Here is an 18,436-nt window from a genome sequence, read left to right on the forward strand (position 1 = left end):
CAACAAAACATACAACCCACCAACGAAAGGAATGAGTCCCACATGGCAATTGAAGTATTCAACCGATATGAGAGCAAGTATCTTCTGACGGATGAGCAGTACGCGCATTTCTACAATGACCTGCTGAAATACATGGAGCTGGATGCCTACAACAAGAAACATGAGTATTACTCCATCAGTAACCTGTACTTCGACACTCCACAGGATTCGCTGATCCGCGCCAGTCTCTCCAAACCAAAATACAAGGAGAAGCTGAGACTGCGAGCTTATGGAATCCCTGAAGAGAATGCCAGAGTGTATCTGGAGATCAAAAAGAAAGTCTTTGGCCTGGTGAACAAACGCAGAACAGCCTTGAAGCTGGATGAAGCTTACGAATTCGTGAGTTCGGGACAGGCACCGGAGCTGGCAGATTACATGAACAAACAGGTTGTGGAGGAAATCAAATACTTCCTTCGCCTCTACGATCTGGAACCAAAAGTGTATCTGGCGTATGAACGCAAGGCACTCTTCGACAAGAACAGCCGGGATCTTCGCATTACCTTTGACACCAACATTCGTAGCCGCAGATACGATCTGAAGCTCGAACAGGGAGATTACGGTGAGCCGCTGGTGAAGGACGGTCGATGGCTGATGGAAGTGAAAGCCGAGAAAACCGTTCCGATGTGGCTGTCACAACTGCTGTCCGAACATGGACTGTACCGTACCGGATTCTCTAAATACGGCAACGAGTTCAGACATCTCGCGAGAACAACCAACCTGAATTACCAGACAGAGCGGATTCTTGTACCAGGTACCGATTTCAACCCATCCATAGAACAAGATAAAACGATTATAGAAAGAGAGCGTGTCCTATATGCTTGATTCACTATTCAGTTCAGCCCTAACCGATACTAACCTGACGTTTAACAACGCAGTCATTACCATTGGTCTTGCCATCATTCTGGGATTGGTCATCAGCCTTACCTACATGAAGACTAACCAAAGCACATACTCCCAGAGCTTCACCTTAACGATGGTTGTCCTGCCCGTCATCGTCGCCATCATCATCCTGCTCATCGGCAGCAACATCGCACGAGCTTTCAGCTTGGCAGGTGCCTTCTCGATCATCCGATTCCGAAGTGCCCCTGGTGATCCAAAGGACATTGCTTACGTATTGTTCACGATGGCTTCCGGTCTTGCCTGCGGTGTAGGCGCTTTTGGATACGCGGTGCTGTTCACCATTATCCTGTGTGTACTCATGTTTGTTCTGAGTCGCTTCAACTTCGGTGGCAAGAAAAGTCAGCTGAAAACGCTGAAAGTCACCATTCCCGAAAACTTGAGTTATGAAGAAGCTCTTAATGAAGTGTTCCATACATTCAACGTACCTTTTGATCTGAAAAAAATCAGAACGACCGAACTCGGCAGTCTGTATGAGCTGGTCTACAGTGTAACCATTCACGAAAGTGTTAGCCAAAAGGAATTCCTCGATGCGATCCGCACACGGAACGGCAACCTGGATATCTCATTAACCATGAGTCCAACAACGGAATATTAATTTATAATTCGAAGGGAACGATCTAATATGAAGAAAAACATGATAACAGGCAGCAAACTTTGGTCCATCGCCATGATTACCAGCCTACTCGCCGCATGCAGTTCACCAGCAACGACAAGCACAACCGCCAATGCCGCAACGTCAACGACAGGAACAACCAAAACGGTATCCGTCAGCGAGCAAACTTCAGTAAAATATGCAGATCTGGTCTCTCTGGATGCTGACGATACCAACATTAGCTGGAGTGAGGCGGATTCCACAGCGATTAAGCTGAACGGAACAACTGCAACGGTGACCGGTTCGGGTGCTAAAGCCGCGAATGGTTCGGTAACCATCTCGGAAGCAGGCACTTATGTACTTAGCGGTGAGCTAACGGATGGCCAGATCGTGGTTAACGTTGCCGATAAGGGTACTGTGCATCTCGTATTAAACGGAGCAACCATTCATGATAACGACAGTGCCGCAATCTACATTCAGAAGGCTGGTAAAGCGGTAATTACGCTCGAAAAAGGAACCAAAAACACCGTATCGGATGGTAAAACGTATGTGTACGCTGACGCTACGACAGACGAGCCGGATGCTGCAATCTTCAGCAAAGCAGATCTTACATTCAATGGTGCAGGTCAATTGACCGTCACAGGTAACTATAATGAAGGTATTACGAGCAAGGATGATCTGAAGATCATCAGCGGTAACATCAGCGTCAAAGCAGCCGATGACGGCATCAAAGGTAAAGATATGGTCGCCATCCAAGCGGGTACGATTACCATTGAAGCCGAAGGCGACGGCATTAAATCAACCAATGACACAGATACCACCAAAGGTTACGTTGCTATCGATGGAGGTACCTTCGATATCCAAAGTGGTAACGACGGTATTCAAGCCGAAACCGCACTTGTTACGGATGGCGGCACATACAACATTGTAACGGGTGGTGGTAGCGCCAATGCACCAGCCAAAGTAGAAGAAGATCCATTTGGTGGTGGTGGATGGGGTGGCGGCACACGTCCAACGGATATGGGCACACCACCAGATGGCGAACCTCCTGCGGATATGCCCGAGATGCCTACTAACAGCGGTACGAATGCCGGAACTAACACAAACGGCGCAGCAGCATCCAACTCTGCCAACACAACAACAACAACAACAACGGATAACAATGCTGATGCGGACACTGCAACAACAGCAACCGAGTCCACAAGTGCCAAAGCGCTCAAAGCAGGCACAGACCTTACGGTTAATGGTGGTACGTATACCATTGATTCCATGGATGATTCCCTGCACAGCAACAATAATGTGACCGTCAACGACGGAATATTCAACATTGAATCTGGTGATGACGGCATTCATGCCGATCAGGCCCTTACGATCAACGGTGGAACCATCACCATTGCGAAGAGCTATGAAGGACTTGAAGGTGCAATCATCACCCTGAACGATGGCGATGTGGATGTAACGGCATCCGATGATGGCGTAAATGCTGCAGGTGGCGAGACGGAGACAGCTACGAATACAGCGGCAAGTACAGATAGCGCAACTACAGCAACCGATGCAACAACGACATCGAACATCTCTGTAACCGAAACGACAGGCACAACATCGACTACCGATCAGGCATCCCAAGGTACAGCTGTTAATCAGCAAGGACGTGGACCGGGCGGTATGGGAGCAGCGAGCAATAACGAGTTCCACATTAACGGCGGCTCCCTCACCGTGAACGCAGGTGGTGACGGGCTAGATTCCAATGGTTCCATTAACATGACTGGCGGAACGGTTATTGTGAACGGACCGACGAATAGCGGCAACGGAGCATTGGATTATGACGGTACATTTGAAATCAGCGGTGGGTACCTCGTGGCTGCCGGAAGCTCTGGTATGGCACAAGGAACATCCGCTGCATCTACGCAAAACACCATTGTGATGACATTCCCTGCAACACAAAAAGCTGGAACACTTGTACATGTACAAGATAGCGAAGGCAACAACATTCTGACGTTTGCACCAGCAAAAGATTATCAAACCGTGGTTGTCAGCTCCCCGGATCTTGCAAAAGATGGTTCATACGTGATCTACTCCGGTGGTACGTCTACAGGTAAAGCCGTGGATGGACTCTACACAGACGGTACCTATAGTGGCGGAACTCAAGTGGTTGCATTCCAATCGACTAGTAATGTAACTTGGGTGAATGAATCTGGTGTAACCACAGCCAATACAGGTATGGGCGGTCCTGGTGGCGGCGGTGGACAAGGCGGATTCGGAGGCGGCAGAAACAGATCCCAATCCGGTACAACATCCGACAGCACAGGCACTACCGATTCTGCAAAATAATACGTGCGGTAAGCAATAATCAAGCAATCTCTTGCCCTAACTCAAAGGCGAGACAAAAAGGCTCCGAATCACTTCATAGTGAGTTCGGGGCCTTTTTCGTATCCTCGTTCTTACGTGGTATCTGCATTACTATGATATGGAGCACACTCTTTCATCCATTAACGTTATGGCAGAAGATTTACAGCACTCCAGCTGAGCAAAAAACTGGTGATCACTTTCCTGTTCTTTTCTTTAAAAGGAATACACATACACCTTGGTGCGCAAGGCATCCCGGCATGTAATGGTACGTAGCGGTTCTTTTCCTGGCAGCGCAAAACAGACACTAATCACCTTGGCACCCGGCGGAAGCTCTCGACTGAACTTGTCCAGAAGCCGGGTCATGGCTCCCGGGAACAGATAACAAATCACACAATCTGCATGTTCATAGGAACTGGTGTAGATGTCTCCGCGCATGAAGCGCAGCCTGCCCTTGAGAGAGTGCTTGTTTCCCTTGGCTCGACGTAAGCGAACACTGAGATAGGCAATTATTTGGGAAGACCATAAGGGAATTCTCGAATTCTCAATCCCGGTCAGCCTTTTGCCAGGGCAATGCCTTACAACATCCAGTCCCAATGTACCCCATCCGGAACCGGCTTCGAGCACATCCCCGTACCCTGGAATGCGGTTTACTTCCTGTATAACCACCTGTCTTACACGACTGGATGTGGGCATCGGGGAAATCCCGTTTTTCCAACTAACAAGTACGATAGATATGACACATATCAATGTCACCACAGCAATCAGCCATGGAATCAGGTAAATGATGAACATGAACTCATCCCTTTGTTATCACTCATTCATTCCGGCACATGAGACTTCATATATACACCCTTTTTATAAACGGACTTGATGGTAAAATGTACACCCAGCTTGCGATTCGTCCGATAGATTAGCGAATTAATCTCGTCGATCCCTACCGCTTCACTCTCCAGCATACTACGCTCTGGCCACACCTGAGCCACAATCTGTTCCCTTGTCACAAAGTGGTCCAGTTGACTATACAGCAACTTGAACAGCTGGTACTCCTTCTTGGACAGCGGAATCTCCACTTCGCCGATCTGTACGGTTTGCAGGTGATCCAGTAAACGTACGCCCTCACCCAGCAGATCCGACACACGATATTCCCTTGTCTCTCCAAGATCCCCTTCAGCGCGAAGCTGGATCAGGCCGTTGACCAACGTCAGGCTGTCTCCCTCGCCAAACGGATATTTCTCATAGGGAATGAGGCGCTGCCCGTTCAGTTCCGTTCCATTTTTGCTATCCAGATCCTCGATCCATAACTGTTGCTGTACATCATAATGAATGCGGCAATGCCGCTTCGATATCATCTGATTATAAACAGACAAGTCCAATTCACTGCCACCTGTGTAACGTCCCACCGTAATGGAGCGACCCTGGCTTACATAAGCAAATGAGCCGTCACTTTCCTGTCCTGGCGTACGAATGACGATTTTTGCCGTCTCCCGCATGTTATTCTCCCACCTTCAATGATCACTCACTCGATCTCTATAAACATATCTTCAACAATAATGATAAGATCATCAGATTTGTTCCATTGTTTGCACCGCTATAGTTCAATATAGTGGTACACAGGAACGATTTATGTTCGGTTCTACTCACTCTACTATACCAGACGTTGTGCTTTTTTTCTCATGACGGCCGGATGTCTACTTTAGCTCATTCAACAAGAGAGGTACCTTCTAATGAACAAAAAAAATATTTTCATATACGTATTGCTCGCCTTTGCCCTGTCCATGACATTAACCGTGCTCTCCCGTATGAATGATGATGGCGGAGAATCACTGAAAGGCACCTCGGCTGCCGAAAACTCATGGTTACAAATGAAGATCCAGCCCTAAGTCTACTCTATTATAACGTGATCTCCGCGCAAAACGTTTCACGAATGTCATATTAGGCTAAGCCATAGACTCACATCAATAAGGCCCCAGATTGCTGGTCACAGCAGCCCGGAGCCTCATTTTAATCCAAAAAATCTATATTACACGACTTATTTCCCAAAGCAAAGTGAAGTCGACAGTGAACACTACCACCATCCGCACTCACGTCATTGTCGCTTCTTTCTCACACCGAATTTCCTCCACGCATACACGATAAGAGCTACAGGGCCAGCAATCCATAACAGTTGCCATAGCATAATTTTCAGGTCGAATCCCATTTCAAGAATCCCTCCTCCGATAATCGCAAAGGTACATACAATCGTTCAAAACCCAAATCAATCTACTTCTTCCTCCGGTACAGTCGGCTCGTCGTCAGGCTTCGCTGTCTCTCTGGACTGTACTTCCTCCATCCGGCTGGACACCTTCTGATATAGGTAAGAGATCCCCAGCAATAGTACGCCGAAGCTGAAATAGGCAAAGATTTTGCTACCCGAGGTAAGCATCCCCACATCATAGAACACCATCTTCCCCGTAGCGAACAACGTTAGGCCAAGGCCGAGGCGCCGAATCATGACATATTTTCTACGGAATCCATAGGCAATATAGAGAATCGCCAGCAGCAGATAGATCAGGCTGAACATCAGCCCCACATCACCCCACTGGAACTGAATCGTCAGGAATACGGTGATGACACCGAGCAGATACACCCCTGCGATAACCGGGTACCATTCAATGCTCTTGAACTGCCCGCGGATGCCTGCAATCAGCAGATCCCTTCCTGCAAAGAATACCCCTACGTTAAAGATAATTAACACCAGCAAACCAACAATCTCTGCCGCTGTATGCTGTTGAACTTCCGGCTGAAGCGCTGGCATGGTTAAGGTTACGGCCAGTGCAATACAGCAGCCAATAGCATGCAAGAAAGTGGTATACACCTGCACGTATCGATCACGCAGCAGCTTCACCTTGTTCAGTCCATAGGCCAATGCAATGGTGAGCGCTGCGAACATGAGCAACTTGTAGAACATGTATAACAGGAACGTCCCATCGACAGCTCTGGTATACAATTCATTCGACTCATACAGCACATATAACCACAGATTCCCAAGTGTCACATACTTGAATCCGTTCAGAAAACCCAGCTCCAGCGGGCTGTAATTAAATCTCTCTCTGGAAGATGAATTGCTGTGAACTGCCCAGGCATAATACAGTGTAATAAGCACAGTTCCCAGCGTGATGCTGGAGTACTTTAACATGAAGTAAGAACGTTCCCCGATGAAGAATAGCGCCAGCAGATCGTAGTACACAAAAGTGATTAGACATAGAAGCACGATACCCCATCCGGCACGTTCCACCGACTTGAGCCGTTTCATATGTCCGAGCGCAACCAACAGAACCCCTTCGATTAACCAGCCCATCGATAACCACTTGGCCCCGAATTGGAACGGAATAATCAGAATGGCAAAGGTCAGGGAAGTGACATAGAAGAGTAATATCGTCTGTTTCTCCTGAGCCATATGGCGCTGGACGAATCGTGCGAGGCCCAGATACACCACGCAGAAGATCAACGCCAGCAAGCCCTGAGCATCATTCCAACCCGCCACATCAAATAATACGTATAACATCAGACAACTAATGCTCGTATTCATGGCGAGTAGAGCGAAATCCCACCAGGTTAACTTCATTCGGTGTTTGAACGGATATGCCAGCGTAATGCCCAGATATAATGCAAACGTCACAATGGAATACAACATGCCAATCTTCTCACTTGGCGACAGCCATAATAGGATGAGCATGGATGGTGTATTGAACAGGAAACTGATATAGTGCACCACCGGCCACCGTTTGCCAAACGAAATGAACACAATAATGCCGTTTAAGAGCAGCAGATAGATCATGGCTACATAGACAGCAGGGCCCTCAAGCCCGAACGAGAACATGTAGGAGAATAGCGGAAGATATCCGCCCACCAAACCTAGTGAACAGATGGTCTTCGACTGGTATCTCAAGGACAACAATACGGAGATTGCCGATACCAATACAGACAGGGCAAGTCCCGTATATAATCCGATAATATGCAGTAAAAAGTAACTATAGAAGACGGAGCCAAACAACACGGATATCCCACCGCCGAGCAGCCCCGACGCAAACGTCTGCCTTTTGCGGCGGAACAGCCACTCTCCTCCGGCGAGCATCAGAGCACCAAGCAGGAAAAAGGCTCCGCTCTTCATCTCGTCATTAAACCAGGTCGAGTACGAGTACTGAAACGCTGCTCCAACCCCCAGAATGAGGAGCAAGATGGCTACTTTGTTGATCCAGCTGAGTCCAATCTTCATCTCCATGCGATTCTGCTTAATCCGGCGTTGAATAGTCTCTTCGCTCAACCCTTCCTCCGCCATATGCCCATATCCACGTTCCATGTGCCCACGCAGAGCCTCTTCTCTATCCCGTACGGCTCGTCTGTGCGATTCAATGCGCTCATTCACCTCTGCCGCAAGGTAAGCAATCCTCTCCTTCACCTCGTGGGAATCCTCTTGCAACTCCTGTGCGGCCTGGTTGTACAGCGCGTTTAGATTGGATTTCGTTCGATGTTCATGGAATGCAATTCGATCATTATGTACCGCTGTTTTCCCTTGAAAATAGGTCTCCATCTTCTCCCGCGATACCCGGATCAGATTCAGCTTCTCATCCAGCATCTGTTCCGATAACGCCATGCGAAGACGTGCATTCTCTTCTTCCATCTTGCGTGAGCGAAGTTCGAGCTGTTGCAGCTTGAGCTTGTGGGCTTCATACTGTTCCTGTAACTGTTCATTCTGAACGATCAGGTCATCGGACTGGTATTCCTGGAGCAAGGCGTGATACTCCTTCGCCAGTTGCTTTTGTTGCTCCTGAACCTGTTGAAGCCGATCCTTAAACTCCTTCATGAGCTTCCTCCGTTGGTTGATGTTTAATCTTTTCCCTATATTTTACTATATGTATGCCATAAAAAGAGGTTTAAACATTAGATATATCTGTGCAATATTTCATCCGTAGGATCTCAAACGCAAAAAAGCCGGGAAGCAACTGCTTCGCCGGACTTATATTCATATGAGCATTTGCACAAGAATCGATGCTTATGCCGCATCACTCGTCTCCGATTGGTCCGCTGACTCGGGCTCAATTATCTCGGTCGCATCTGGGTCCAGCCAACTGGCGATCATGCCACGCACATATTGCAGATCGTCCTCAGACAGATCGTAGTACCATGTGCCACTGCGCGTTGCACCCTCACCCTTCAGCATGTAATTGCTGATCGTTGGTATGCTATCTTTCATATATAAGGACTCGGCAAATTTCACGATAAAGTCCGAGGTCATGTTGGTTGTAAAATTCGATCCGGCAATCTGGATTACGTCCGGGATCTTGGTCAAATTTTTGACTTCCAGCGCACGATTCATGAAGGCACTTAGGAAAATCCGGTGACGCATCGTCCGATTGAAATCAGAGTCCTCCCGGTAACGCACATATCCAAGCGCTTCTTCACCGCTATAGATTGGTTTATTCGCTTCAACAAACAGCTTCTCATGAATTTTGAGCTTGTTCTCAATATTTTTCTTGATTGGCAGTTCAACGCCACCCACCGCATCAACAATATCCTTGAGCCCGTTAAAATTAATCGCGGCATAGAAATCCACTTTGTTCCCCAGCAAATTCTCCACCGTATCCATCGCCATCTTGGCTTCACCGTGGGCATATGCTGAGTTGATCTTCGACTTCACATCCCGGCCGACAATCTCGGTATAGGAATCACGTGGAATGGACAGCAGCAGCACTTTATTGTCTTCTGGACGCACAACGGAATAGATGATGGTATCCGAACGGCTTGGTTCGTTATCGCGTTGGTCAATCCCTAGCAGCAAGAGCGAGAACGGGTCCGTATGTTCCACAACAGGGGCATCCTTATCACCAGCTGGTACAAAGGAGTCATCCAAGGCTTCCTTCACCGTAGCTGAAGCGAACAAATTAAAGGCAAACACGACGAGTTGCTTTTGATAGATAAATCCGAGTCCTCCCAACACAAGCAGCACACTTAGGGTGATGATCAATGGCTTCTTCCATTTCTTCTTCGGTTTCTTCGGCTTCCGTCTTGTTAAATGTGCGGCACTGTTTTCCATCATATCTCCTTTAATAACGGGTTCTTAGATTCATTTAACTATATTAATAACACGTTTTCAATAGATTACGTTATAATCTGCTATACAAATGCATGTTCAAAAAGTCTGATTTTCAGTACCGAGAAGATGGAATGAAGCTAGAAATGGAGTAGCGGAGCGTAGGGAAAACTACGTGAGCAACTAAAATGTTTCCGAAGGAAACATACTTCGTAAGCATATGCTTATTCGGCTGAATTTCATATTCGATGCTGATGATGCCACCAGGCATCATTCGTAATCAAAAGTGGACTTTTTGAACTACCTCTATAAGATGTACATAAAGGGAGCGATGAATGATGGAGTATCGACGTTTGGGCAATAGTGGTTTGCGTGTGTCGGCACTGGGGCTCGGCACCAATGCGTTTGGCAAACGCGCGAATGAAGCAGCTTCTACCCGCATTATTCATGCAGCGATGGATCAGGGCATCAACTTTATCGATACCGCCAATATCTACGCAGGCACGGAATCGGAACGCATTATTGGACAGGCTCTCACAGGTCGACGGGATAACGCGGTGCTTGCTACCAAGGCCGGATTACCCCGGCATGATGGTCCTCATGGGCGGGGTTCCTCCCGCTACCATCTGCAACAAGAGCTGGAACATAGCCTGCGGCGCCTGCAAACGGATTATGTCGATCTGTACCAGATCCATACTTTTGATCCGCATACACCGCTGGATGAGACACTGCGCACACTGGATGATATGGTCACTTCCGGCAAAGTCCGTTACATCGGAGCCTCCAACTACGCAGCTTGGGAGCTGATGAAAGCTCTGGGCATCAGTGAACAGAAAGGTTATGTGCGCTACATCTCCACCCAAACCAGCTACTCTCTGGCAGACCGTACACCCGAGCTTGAACTGGTGCCGATGTGTCTCGATCAGGGTGTAGGCATTATCCCGTATTTCCCGCTGGCAGGTGGTATTCTGACCGGTAAATATAACGGACAGACCCGTGTGCCTTCTGGTTCCAGAGCAGACACCGATCCGTCCTTCAACCGTTTCCTGCTGGAGCATAATATCCAACTGAGTGAACAAGTGAGTGCTAAAGCTGCCTCATATGGCTGCTCCCCGAGTGTGCTATCACTCGCATGGCTGCTGACACGTCCAGCTGTATCCACAGTGATTGTCGGGGCTACACGCACCGAACAGCTGGAACATAATCTGGCTAGTCTGGACATGTCACTGCCCGATAAACTGTTGGCCGATCTGGACCAGATCAGTGACTCTTTCCGTCGCCGCGAGCCGTTTGCATCCTATCGAATCGATTGAGCAACCGAAATAGACCTCCCGACAAGATGAAGTCAGGAGGTCTATTTGTATTTTACAGAGGTGTTATAATTATTAATAATCAGAAAATTTTCCAGTTCCACTACATTCTGTAGTTTAATACATTAAAAAAAGATATATTACGGATCAACTCTCTGTTTTTTGGCGAAGAAACTCCTGCATGATCTCCAAATACTCTCCCTTACGTTCATCCAAAGTTTCGAAAAATGCCTTGTCCGATTCCTCGACCAGATGGATTCCCTCCACAGCCAATCGGGTTCCTTCTTCCGTTGTTGTGATAATATTGGCACGCGTATCTGTCTGATGACGAGCGCGGGTAATTAATCCCCTTTTTTCAAGCGCACGTAGAACCTGAGAAGTCACGTTAACATCCACCTTGGCAAACTGAGCAATCTGAACCTGAGTCACTCCCTTGCCTTCCTCATCGTGTTCATTGAGCCATAAACAGGCGTGCAATAATACAAATTGAGGTTGTGTCAGTTCGAGGGGCTCCAGCACCCTGCGTACTTCCTTTTGCCACATGGCTGTAACCTGCCATAACAGATATCCCGGACTTTCTTGTGCGTTTTTATACCGTGAGCTTGTCATCTCATACCTCCATGATGTGCGACCTTATGCAACAGAATATATACCCGTCAGTCAATGAAGTAAATCCATTATTCATATAACGATGATGGAAACATATCCGTTGCAACTCTGTGTGTTCTTTCTCAAAAAAATAATTAGCGCGCAGGGATAAACTGCTTCACCCATTGTCCGAATCCTTGCGGATTGCGGCTCTGTATAAGAATGGTTCCTTCTCCCCGGAACCGACATACCAGTCCTTCTCCACTTGTAACACTGGATAACCAGCCCTGTGAAGCTTTCTCAATACGGTAATCTACATAATGAGGCCATGCCACCAAATGGGCGTTATCCACGATCATTTCTTCACCTGCTGCCAGATTAATCGCATGGATGGCACCATAGGAAGACAGAAATACAGTTCCACGTCCACTGATCTCAATAATGAAGAAACCTTCTCCCGAAAAGAGACCTTTTTTCAGGTTTTGCATTTTGGTATTCACCTGAATGCCCTCTGTTCCTGCCAGAAATCCGTCTTTCTGCACATAGAGTGAATAGGAACCGTCCAATTCAACAGCTTCTACATCGCCCATGCTTGAAGGTGAGAGCAGAATCTCTGCCGATCCGCCCGCAGCCGTCAGTTCCTGAAAGAAAAACTTCTCCCCGCTCAGCATCCGACCGAACCCGGCAAACATCCCACCTTCTGCTGAACCCTTCAGTTCAACCGTAGGAGTCATAGATACCATCGCACCACTTTCGGCCTTGAACCGCTCTCCCCGCTGCAAATGTACCTTGAGCATCGCAAAAGCACCATCGTATAAAATCTCATAGTTCACGGTTGCACCAGCTCCCTATTGTCAGAGTTAAAATCATTGAGTCCATTATCTTCCAGAACTGCTGATTTGTCTCCGTATTCCTTCACAATATGTTGATCTCCCCAATTACAGAGCGCATTGAGAATCGGTTCAAGACTTCTCCCGTAATCACTCAATTCGTATTCTACTTTGGGAGGGACTTGATTATATACGATTCGGTTTACGATTCCGTCGTTTTCAAGCTCTCTGAGTTGCTGTGTTAACATTTTTTGTGTAATTGCGGGCATAATACGCTTAAGATCACTGGTTCGTCTTTTTCCATGTGTCAGATGACAGAGAATCACGCATTTCCACTTGCCACCGATCACTTCTAGGGTAGCTTCAACCGAGATGTTATATTTTTTTCTAACCATAACTTGCTTCCTCCCTGATGAATTGAATTACATCCGTCGCATGCTGTATAGGCACCAAAAAGTACGTAGGGTACTAAAAAGTACGTACTATTCAATCTATACCGAATAACTCATAATAGCATTTGCCGGTACGTAAATCTACATTCGGGGGAGTTGAGCAAGAAATGTTACAAGATTCAAAACGCAGCACGTGGGCACTGCTGGCACTGGCCATTAGTGCATTCGCGATCGGTACCACAGAGTTTATCAGCGTTGGGCTACTGCCCCTCATTGCAGATGACCTGGGCATTTCCGTAACTACTGCGGGACTGACCGTTACTTTATATGCATTAGGCGTTACCTTTGGGGCTCCTGTTCTGACCTCACTGACGTCTACCATATCACGCAAAACGCTATTGCTTGCCATCATGATTGTCTTCATTGCGGGTAACACGATGGCTGCACTATCGACGGGCATCACCATGTTACTCATTGCACGAGTAGTGTCCGCTCTGGCACACGGGGTGTTCATGTCCATTGGCTCCACGATTGCAGCTGATCTGGTGCCTGCCAACCGTAGGGCGAGTGCCATTGCCATCATGTTCTCCGGTCTAACCATTGCCACAGTAACCGGTGTACCTCTCGGTACACTCATTGGTCAACATTGGGGCTGGCGCGCTGCCTTTATCCTGATTGTTGTGGTTGGCATCGTTGCAATGATCGGTAACCTGATACTCTTGCCATCCACGTTGAAGCGAGGAACACGGACGGCATTTCGGGATCAGCTGAAGCTCGTTACAGGTGGACGCTTGCTGCTTGCTTTTGCCATCACGGCTGTTGGGTACGGAGGAACATTTGTTGTCTTTACGTATCTGTCCCCGTTGTTGCATGATATTAGCGGTTATTCCGAGAAAACAGTAGCGTTCATTCTGTTGTTGTACGGAATCGCCATTGCTGTTGGCAACATCATCGGCGGCAGAGCAGCCAATCGCAACCCGCTCAAGGCGCTCTTCTACATGTTCATCATTCAGACCATCATTCTCGGCGTGATGTACTTCACCGTCCCGTTTAAGTTGGCAGCACTGCTCACCATTATGGGTATGGGCCTGCTCGCTTTCATGAATGTGCCTGGTCTTCAGATGTACGTTGTAACCTTGGCTGAACGATATGCACCACAGGCCAAGGATGTAGCCTCAGCCTTTAACATCGCCGCATTTAATGCAGGGATCGCTATAGGTGCCTATTTGGGTGGAGTGATCAATGATTCCATCGGTTTGATTCACACGACATGGGTCGGAGCCTTGATGGTTCTCGTAGCTGTAATCCTGACCGCATGGGCTAAAATGCTGGAAAGCAAAGATCAACATGCATCAGTCGAAATGGAGAAAGCTTCGTGCTAATTTCCATCCGACCATAGGTCTCACTCTTATATATATATCAGTTCCAGCCTTCGAGGGGAACCGGTTTCATATGGTATTTTATTATACTATAATACGTTGAACCCAATTTGATCTACTATGATTTAATTTTGTATGATAAAACAACAAAAATTCAGCTTAATATGACTGATTTTTACACACTTTAAGGAGGAAATCTCATGACAACAGCTCAAACCGCACAACATTTACAATCCACAGTAACTCTGCATAACGGTGTTTCTATGCCTTGGTTCGGACTTGGGGTATTTAAGGTAGAAGAAGGATCTGAACTGATTGAAGCCGTGAAAAATGCGATTAAACATGGATACCGCAGCATTGATACTGCTGCAATATACGGCAATGAAGCCGGTGTTGGTCAAGCGATTGCAGAAGCTTTGCAAGAAAACAACCTGAAACGCGAAGAACTGTTTGTTACATCTAAAGTATGGAATGCAGACCTCGGATATGAAGAGACACTTGCGGCTTTTGATACAACCTTGAACAAACTGGGACTGGAATACCTGGACCTGTATCTGATTCACTGGCCTAAGGCAGGCAAATACAAAGCAGCCTGGAAAGCAATCGAGGAACTGTACGCGGCTGGTCGCATTAAAGCTATTGGTGTAAGCAACTTCCAGATTCATCATCTCGAAGACCTGATGCAGGATGCCAAAGTGAAACCGATGGTCAATCAGGTGGAATACCACCCTCGCCTGACTCAGGTTGAGCTTAAGGCTTTCTGTGAGAAGCATGGTATCCAGCTTGAAGCTTGGTCTCCTCTAATGCAAGGTCAACTGTTGGACAACCCAGTGCTTACGGCGATTGCTTCAGACAAAGGCAAATCGGTTGCACAAGTCATCCTGCGTTGGGATCTGCAAAATGGAGTCATTACTATTCCGAAGTCCACCAAGGAAAACCGGATTATCGAGAATTCCTCCATCTTCGACTTTGAACTTTCAAATGAAGAGATGGATCTGATCAGTGCTCTGAACGAAGATGTACGCGTTGGACCTGATCCGGACAACTTCGATTTCTAAATTGAATCGACTTGCTGTTATTCTGTGCTGATTTGCAGGTAAAATAAAACAGTGAAAAGCCTCCAGACTTCTCGTTACGTACGAGAGTTGGAGGTTTTTCACTGTTTTTTGTTTCTCAACAGATGACATTGTCACTTCTAAAATTCTGAAACCTCAATCTCTATAATCAATCAGCTTAACTTTCAATTTGATCCGCAACAAATTCATTCTCGCATTGTCAAATTTATAAGTGACATTGAATTCACACACATATGTGGTGGTAGACCGGCCAACAGATCCCCTGAGGTTCAATTTTTTCCAAAAAAAATAAATGTATACACCACCAAACCCAAGGCTATCTTGCTCGTGATAATCCGGAACTGGATCAAATTCATAATTGAAGTTGTATTCTTTTCCTTGCACTTTAACCGAAAGATGTTTTTGTTTGACTGCTAGTGTATTTAAAAGAGTAAAATAGCATCTACTTTTTCGTTTAGTTTAAAATTTTCAAAATTATTCCTTTTTTTCTAGTAGATCGCAACCTTTTGTTGAAGTATGACGTTAAGTATATGTGGAATAATTTTCCAAACCACTCAGAAAACAAAAGCAAGAATAAAAAAACTATGAGGTGATAATGAATGAAGGTTAATTACGTAAAAAATGGTATTATCACATTAGCTCTCGCTGTACCACTTATGTTCAGTTTTAACCTTACAACAAGCGCAGAACTTACTAACTCCGGTAGTCCAGACGCAGGAATTAGCGTAAAGTCTCCAGATAACCTGAATGATACCTGGAAGACACCAATCAATGAAGGAATTATTGCTTGGAACGGTACTCCTACTCCAGTTACAATTGGATACTTGAGTTCATCAACCAACACAATTACAGCGGCTTCTTATCCAGATACCTGGTATGGCCTAAATTCACAGTGGTTTTTCCCAAAGTATAGATACACAATTCAATTAAACTCAAGAACAATTGTCAGAGACGCCACTAATTTCTCCAATTTTGTTAAAGGAGCGACCGTTCATGAATTTGGGCATTCCTTCTTCTTGAAAGATAACCCGAATACAACTAAGGCGTCTATTATGAAATATAGCAATGATTTTAACACAGTCACTACCCCTAGGCAGTATGATATTGACGATGTAAATACTGCTTACTAATTTAAAAGGATTGGGAGGAAGATAGCATGAAGAATTTTACATCTGTAGCTTCAGCATTTTGTATCACTGCAATGTTACTCGCCGGATGTGGAACAGCAGAGCCATCAAAAGAAGGATCCGCTGCAACAGAAACAGCAAAAAAAGAAGTGGTGCTGATGGATGCCTCTTTTCCAACTTACAACAACATTGATGAGTTGGCTAACCAGGCGGATTTAATTATTGAAGGAAAGATTTTAAAATCATCTTTTAAACTTATAAATATCGCAGAAGAACCTGCTGATCCTAATGATGAAAAATTAAACCCAGGTGGGGATATATCAGACAGCCCCGCTATTCCATATACGATCTATGATGTTGAAGTACAAAAAAACTATAAAGGGGAAGCAGCCGAAAAAGAAATCATTCAAGTCAAACAAGTAGGGGGAGAGGATCAAGAACATACATTTAAGGTAGAAGATTCTGAAGAACTCAAAACGAATGAAAACTACGTTATGTTCCTAGCGACGTTTGAAAATTCACCGGCATCACTGTTAAATCCAGTTCAAGGTTCATACACGGTAGAAGATGATGGTACGATTAAAGGGAATGAAAAAAACCAAATCAAAATTGAAATGAACAATTTGTTGAAGTTAGAACAACAGTAAATACTCGAAAGAAGGCACTGACTGGATTAATTTCAGCGCCTTCTTTTTATCCCTCTACTAGCCATTATTTTTCGAAAAACAATAATGGCGTATAGCGCTTGAACAACATTATAATCATCATGATCGGCAATAATGCGAACTTCCGGATTTTGCTCTTAATGAGTTTGGACGTACTGGTATACCTCCGCTACCGTTTCTAATGGATCTGGCGGAAGATACTTTCGCCACGCTTTAAAAATCTGTACGCCTTAAACATCAAATTTCCCCAATTTAAAAAAACCATGATGTGAAAGATACACTTCTATAAATCTAACTTCCATTTTGGAATCATTATTATATGAATCGTTCTTGAGTCCCCTCTCTAGAAATAGATCGGTAGTATAATCATTGCTCATTATGAAAATGCCATCTTCGGCACTACTTTTAAGCAGTTCCACATTCAAATTCTCCCACAAAAATTTTTACGATTAATACAACTAGTGTTACCTGAGCGCCAATGTAAGACGTTATAACCTGTAACGCCTACATTAACGTTGAAGCAATCTAGGCCAGCGTCACCGAGTCTACTGTTACGCCTGTAGAACAATCGCGTTGGAGGCGTTACAGCGATAAGGCCCCTTGGCAAGTATCGTTCCAGTACCCCGTGTATCAGTTTTTGTTAATGTAAGCCCACAAAAAAGGCCATCCACCAAGTCCATAAGAGATTCGAAAGACAACCTTTCATTATAAATATCGCAAAGTAAATATACTTGGCTTAATGCCGATTAATCCCTCTCTCCCCAAAAGGCTGCCACCCGTCCTCACCAGACAAAATAAGCGGCAACGCATATTCGGCGGCTTCCTGTTCGCTCAGCACTTTTGCCCATGAAACTCTCGTTGTCGCTTTTCCCGCCCCAGGCCCGACACTGTTATATTCCGCATACTGAACGGTCTGCTCTGCATCTGTCTTGTTCCAGTTGTGCCATCCCTCCCGCTTCACATGAGCGCCGATCCAGCAGTTCACTTGTCCATCCGCATCCTCCGCTTCAGTCAGGCGATGCTTCGTAACGATCTCGTAGCCCTTAAACACCACCGTAGCCGAGCCAAGAATAAAATCGATATCACCTTCGATGTAACAGTCCTCGAAATACTACCGAA

The 18,436-nt window shown here is 46.1% G+C and carries 17 protein-coding genes; 9 read left to right on the forward strand and 8 right to left on the reverse strand.

Annotation, left to right across the window (positions count from 1 at the left end; all coding sequences use genetic code 11):
• The first annotated feature begins 42 nt into the window (after positions 1-42).
• Genes NST38_RS29365 through NST38_RS29375 form a run of 3 tightly spaced genes read left to right on the forward strand, consistent with a single transcriptional unit; the run spans position 43 to position 3,862 of the window.
• The gene (locus tag NST38_RS29365; RefSeq protein WP_076251927.1) at positions 43-861 is read left to right on the forward strand and encodes a polyphosphate polymerase domain-containing protein; all 819 of its coding nucleotides are present in this window, start codon (positions 43-45) and stop codon (positions 859-861) included.
• Positions 854-1,534, forward strand: a complete 681-nt coding sequence (locus NST38_RS29370; protein WP_036612177.1) for a DUF4956 domain-containing protein — start codon at positions 854-856, stop codon at positions 1,532-1,534. The genes NST38_RS29365 and NST38_RS29370 overlap by 8 nt, the downstream gene beginning before the upstream one ends.
• Positions 1,535-1,561: 27 nt before the next feature.
• Positions 1,562-3,862 (forward strand): carbohydrate-binding domain-containing protein, encoded by a 2,301-nt coding sequence (locus NST38_RS29375; RefSeq protein WP_076251929.1) that lies wholly within the window; start codon positions 1,562-1,564, stop codon positions 3,860-3,862.
• A gap of 231 nt (positions 3,863-4,093) precedes the next feature.
• On the opposite strand, the gene NST38_RS29380 is transcribed toward NST38_RS29375, so the two are convergent.
• Positions 4,094-4,672: a class I SAM-dependent methyltransferase gene (locus NST38_RS29380; protein WP_036671660.1), complete on the reverse strand. Its 579-nt coding sequence runs from the start codon at positions 4,670-4,672 to the stop codon at positions 4,094-4,096.
• Between the two features lie 26 nt (positions 4,673-4,698).
• Positions 4,699-5,370 carry an FHA domain-containing protein gene (locus NST38_RS29385; protein WP_036612185.1) on the reverse strand — a complete coding sequence of 224 codons (672 nt, stop codon included), beginning with the start codon at positions 5,368-5,370 and terminating at the stop codon, positions 4,699-4,701.
• Positions 5,371-5,604: 234 nt separating this feature from the next.
• Here NST38_RS29385 and NST38_RS29390 point away from each other — a divergent pair, with 234 nt between their 5' ends.
• A complete protein-coding gene (locus tag NST38_RS29390; protein ID WP_156946129.1) occupies positions 5,605-5,760 on the forward strand; it encodes a hypothetical protein in 156 nt (51 codons plus the stop codon).
• A 374-nt stretch (positions 5,761-6,134) separates the two neighbouring features.
• Here NST38_RS29390 and NST38_RS29395 read toward each other — a convergent pair whose 3' ends face one another.
• The gene (locus NST38_RS29395; protein WP_076251931.1) at positions 6,135-8,723 is read right to left on the reverse strand and encodes a DUF2339 domain-containing protein; all 2,589 of its coding nucleotides are present in this window, start codon (positions 8,721-8,723) and stop codon (positions 6,135-6,137) included.
• Positions 8,724-8,912: 189 nt separating this feature from the next.
• Complete coding sequence (locus NST38_RS29400; protein WP_076251932.1) at positions 8,913-9,953, reverse strand: LCP family protein; 1,041 nt, start codon at positions 9,951-9,953, stop codon at positions 8,913-8,915.
• Positions 9,954-10,288: 335 nt separating this feature from the next.
• Between NST38_RS29400 and NST38_RS29405 the strand changes: the two genes are divergently transcribed.
• Entirely contained in the window at positions 10,289-11,263 is a 975-nt protein-coding gene (locus NST38_RS29405) for an aldo/keto reductase (RefSeq protein WP_076251934.1), read from the forward strand.
• A 144-nt stretch (positions 11,264-11,407) separates the two neighbouring features.
• Here the strand turns inward: NST38_RS29405 and NST38_RS29410 are convergent, their stop codons facing one another.
• The 3 genes from NST38_RS29410 to NST38_RS29420 form a co-directional block, all read right to left on the reverse strand.
• Positions 11,408-11,869: a MarR family winged helix-turn-helix transcriptional regulator gene (locus NST38_RS29410; RefSeq protein WP_036612197.1), complete on the reverse strand. Its 462-nt coding sequence runs from the start codon at positions 11,867-11,869 to the stop codon at positions 11,408-11,410.
• 134 nt (positions 11,870-12,003) lie between these two features.
• Complete coding sequence (locus tag NST38_RS29415; RefSeq protein WP_017691614.1) at positions 12,004-12,681, reverse strand: TIGR00266 family protein; 678 nt, start codon at positions 12,679-12,681, stop codon at positions 12,004-12,006.
• Positions 12,678-13,073, reverse strand: a complete 396-nt coding sequence (locus NST38_RS29420) for a winged helix-turn-helix transcriptional regulator (protein WP_017691613.1) — start codon at positions 13,071-13,073, stop codon at positions 12,678-12,680. The genes NST38_RS29415 and NST38_RS29420 overlap by 4 nt, the downstream gene beginning before the upstream one ends.
• Before the next feature lie 164 nt (positions 13,074-13,237).
• Here NST38_RS29420 and NST38_RS29425 point away from each other — a divergent pair, with 164 nt between their 5' ends.
• The 4 genes from NST38_RS29425 to NST38_RS29440 all read left to right on the forward strand — a co-directional run bounded on the left by NST38_RS29425 (position 13,238) and on the right by NST38_RS29440 (position 17,299).
• On the forward strand, positions 13,238-14,452 hold the full coding sequence (locus NST38_RS29425) for an MFS transporter (RefSeq protein WP_076251936.1): 1,215 nt from the start codon (positions 13,238-13,240) through the stop codon (positions 14,450-14,452).
• 197 nt (positions 14,453-14,649) lie between these two features.
• On the forward strand, positions 14,650-15,507 hold the full coding sequence (locus NST38_RS29430; protein WP_076251938.1) for an aldo/keto reductase: 858 nt from the start codon (positions 14,650-14,652) through the stop codon (positions 15,505-15,507).
• 617 nt (positions 15,508-16,124) lie between these two features.
• Entirely contained in the window at positions 16,125-16,655 is a 531-nt protein-coding gene (locus NST38_RS29435; protein WP_076251939.1) for a hypothetical protein, read from the forward strand.
• A gap of 26 nt (positions 16,656-16,681) precedes the next feature.
• Positions 16,682-17,299 (forward strand): hypothetical protein, encoded by a 618-nt coding sequence (locus tag NST38_RS29440; RefSeq protein ID WP_036612205.1) that lies wholly within the window; start codon positions 16,682-16,684, stop codon positions 17,297-17,299.
• A 754-nt stretch (positions 17,300-18,053) separates the two neighbouring features.
• Here NST38_RS29440 and NST38_RS29445 read toward each other — a convergent pair.
• Positions 18,054-18,368, reverse strand: a complete 315-nt coding sequence (locus tag NST38_RS29445) for a pectinesterase family protein (RefSeq protein WP_245838418.1) — start codon at positions 18,366-18,368, stop codon at positions 18,054-18,056.
• Between the last annotated feature and the right edge of the window lie 68 nt (positions 18,369-18,436).

This window comes from Paenibacillus sp. FSL H8-0104, from assembly GCF_038050215.1.
In the GTDB taxonomy this organism is placed as follows: domain Bacteria; phylum Bacillota; class Bacilli; order Paenibacillales; family Paenibacillaceae; genus Paenibacillus; species Paenibacillus amylolyticus.

Excerpts from the sequence above, each read along its gene's own strand:
- NST38_RS29405 (WP_076251934.1), top strand. The coding sequence starts at position 10,289 with ATGGAGTATCGACGTTTGGGCAATAGTGGTTTGCGTGTGTCGGCACTG.
- NST38_RS29365 (WP_076251927.1), top strand. The coding sequence starts at position 43 with ATGGCAATTGAAGTATTCAACCGATATGAGAGCAAGTATCTTCTGACG.
- NST38_RS29440 (WP_036612205.1), top strand. The coding sequence starts at position 16,682 with ATGAAGAATTTTACATCTGTAGCTTCAGCATTTTGTATCACTGCAATG.
- NST38_RS29390 (WP_156946129.1), top strand. The coding sequence starts at position 5,605 with ATGAACAAAAAAAATATTTTCATATACGTATTGCTCGCCTTTGCCCTG.
- NST38_RS29380 (WP_036671660.1), bottom strand. The coding sequence starts at position 4,672 with ATGTTCATCATTTACCTGATTCCATGGCTGATTGCTGTGGTGACATTG.
- NST38_RS29425 (WP_076251936.1), top strand. The coding sequence starts at position 13,238 with ATGTTACAAGATTCAAAACGCAGCACGTGGGCACTGCTGGCACTGGCC.
- NST38_RS29400 (WP_076251932.1), bottom strand. The coding sequence starts at position 9,953 with ATGGAAAACAGTGCCGCACATTTAACAAGACGGAAGCCGAAGAAACCG.
- NST38_RS29410 (WP_036612197.1), bottom strand. The coding sequence starts at position 11,869 with ATGACAAGCTCACGGTATAAAAACGCACAAGAAAGTCCGGGATATCTG.
- NST38_RS29430 (WP_076251938.1), top strand. The coding sequence starts at position 14,650 with ATGACAACAGCTCAAACCGCACAACATTTACAATCCACAGTAACTCTG.
- NST38_RS29385 (WP_036612185.1), bottom strand. The coding sequence starts at position 5,370 with ATGCGGGAGACGGCAAAAATCGTCATTCGTACGCCAGGACAGGAAAGT.
- NST38_RS29435 (WP_076251939.1), top strand. The coding sequence starts at position 16,125 with ATGAAGGTTAATTACGTAAAAAATGGTATTATCACATTAGCTCTCGCT.
- NST38_RS29375 (WP_076251929.1), top strand. The coding sequence starts at position 1,562 with ATGAAGAAAAACATGATAACAGGCAGCAAACTTTGGTCCATCGCCATG.
- NST38_RS29370 (WP_036612177.1), top strand. The coding sequence starts at position 854 with ATGCTTGATTCACTATTCAGTTCAGCCCTAACCGATACTAACCTGACG.
- NST38_RS29420 (WP_017691613.1), bottom strand. The coding sequence starts at position 13,073 with ATGGTTAGAAAAAAATATAACATCTCGGTTGAAGCTACCCTAGAAGTG.
- NST38_RS29395 (WP_076251931.1), bottom strand. The coding sequence starts at position 8,723 with ATGAAGGAGTTTAAGGATCGGCTTCAACAGGTTCAGGAGCAACAAAAG.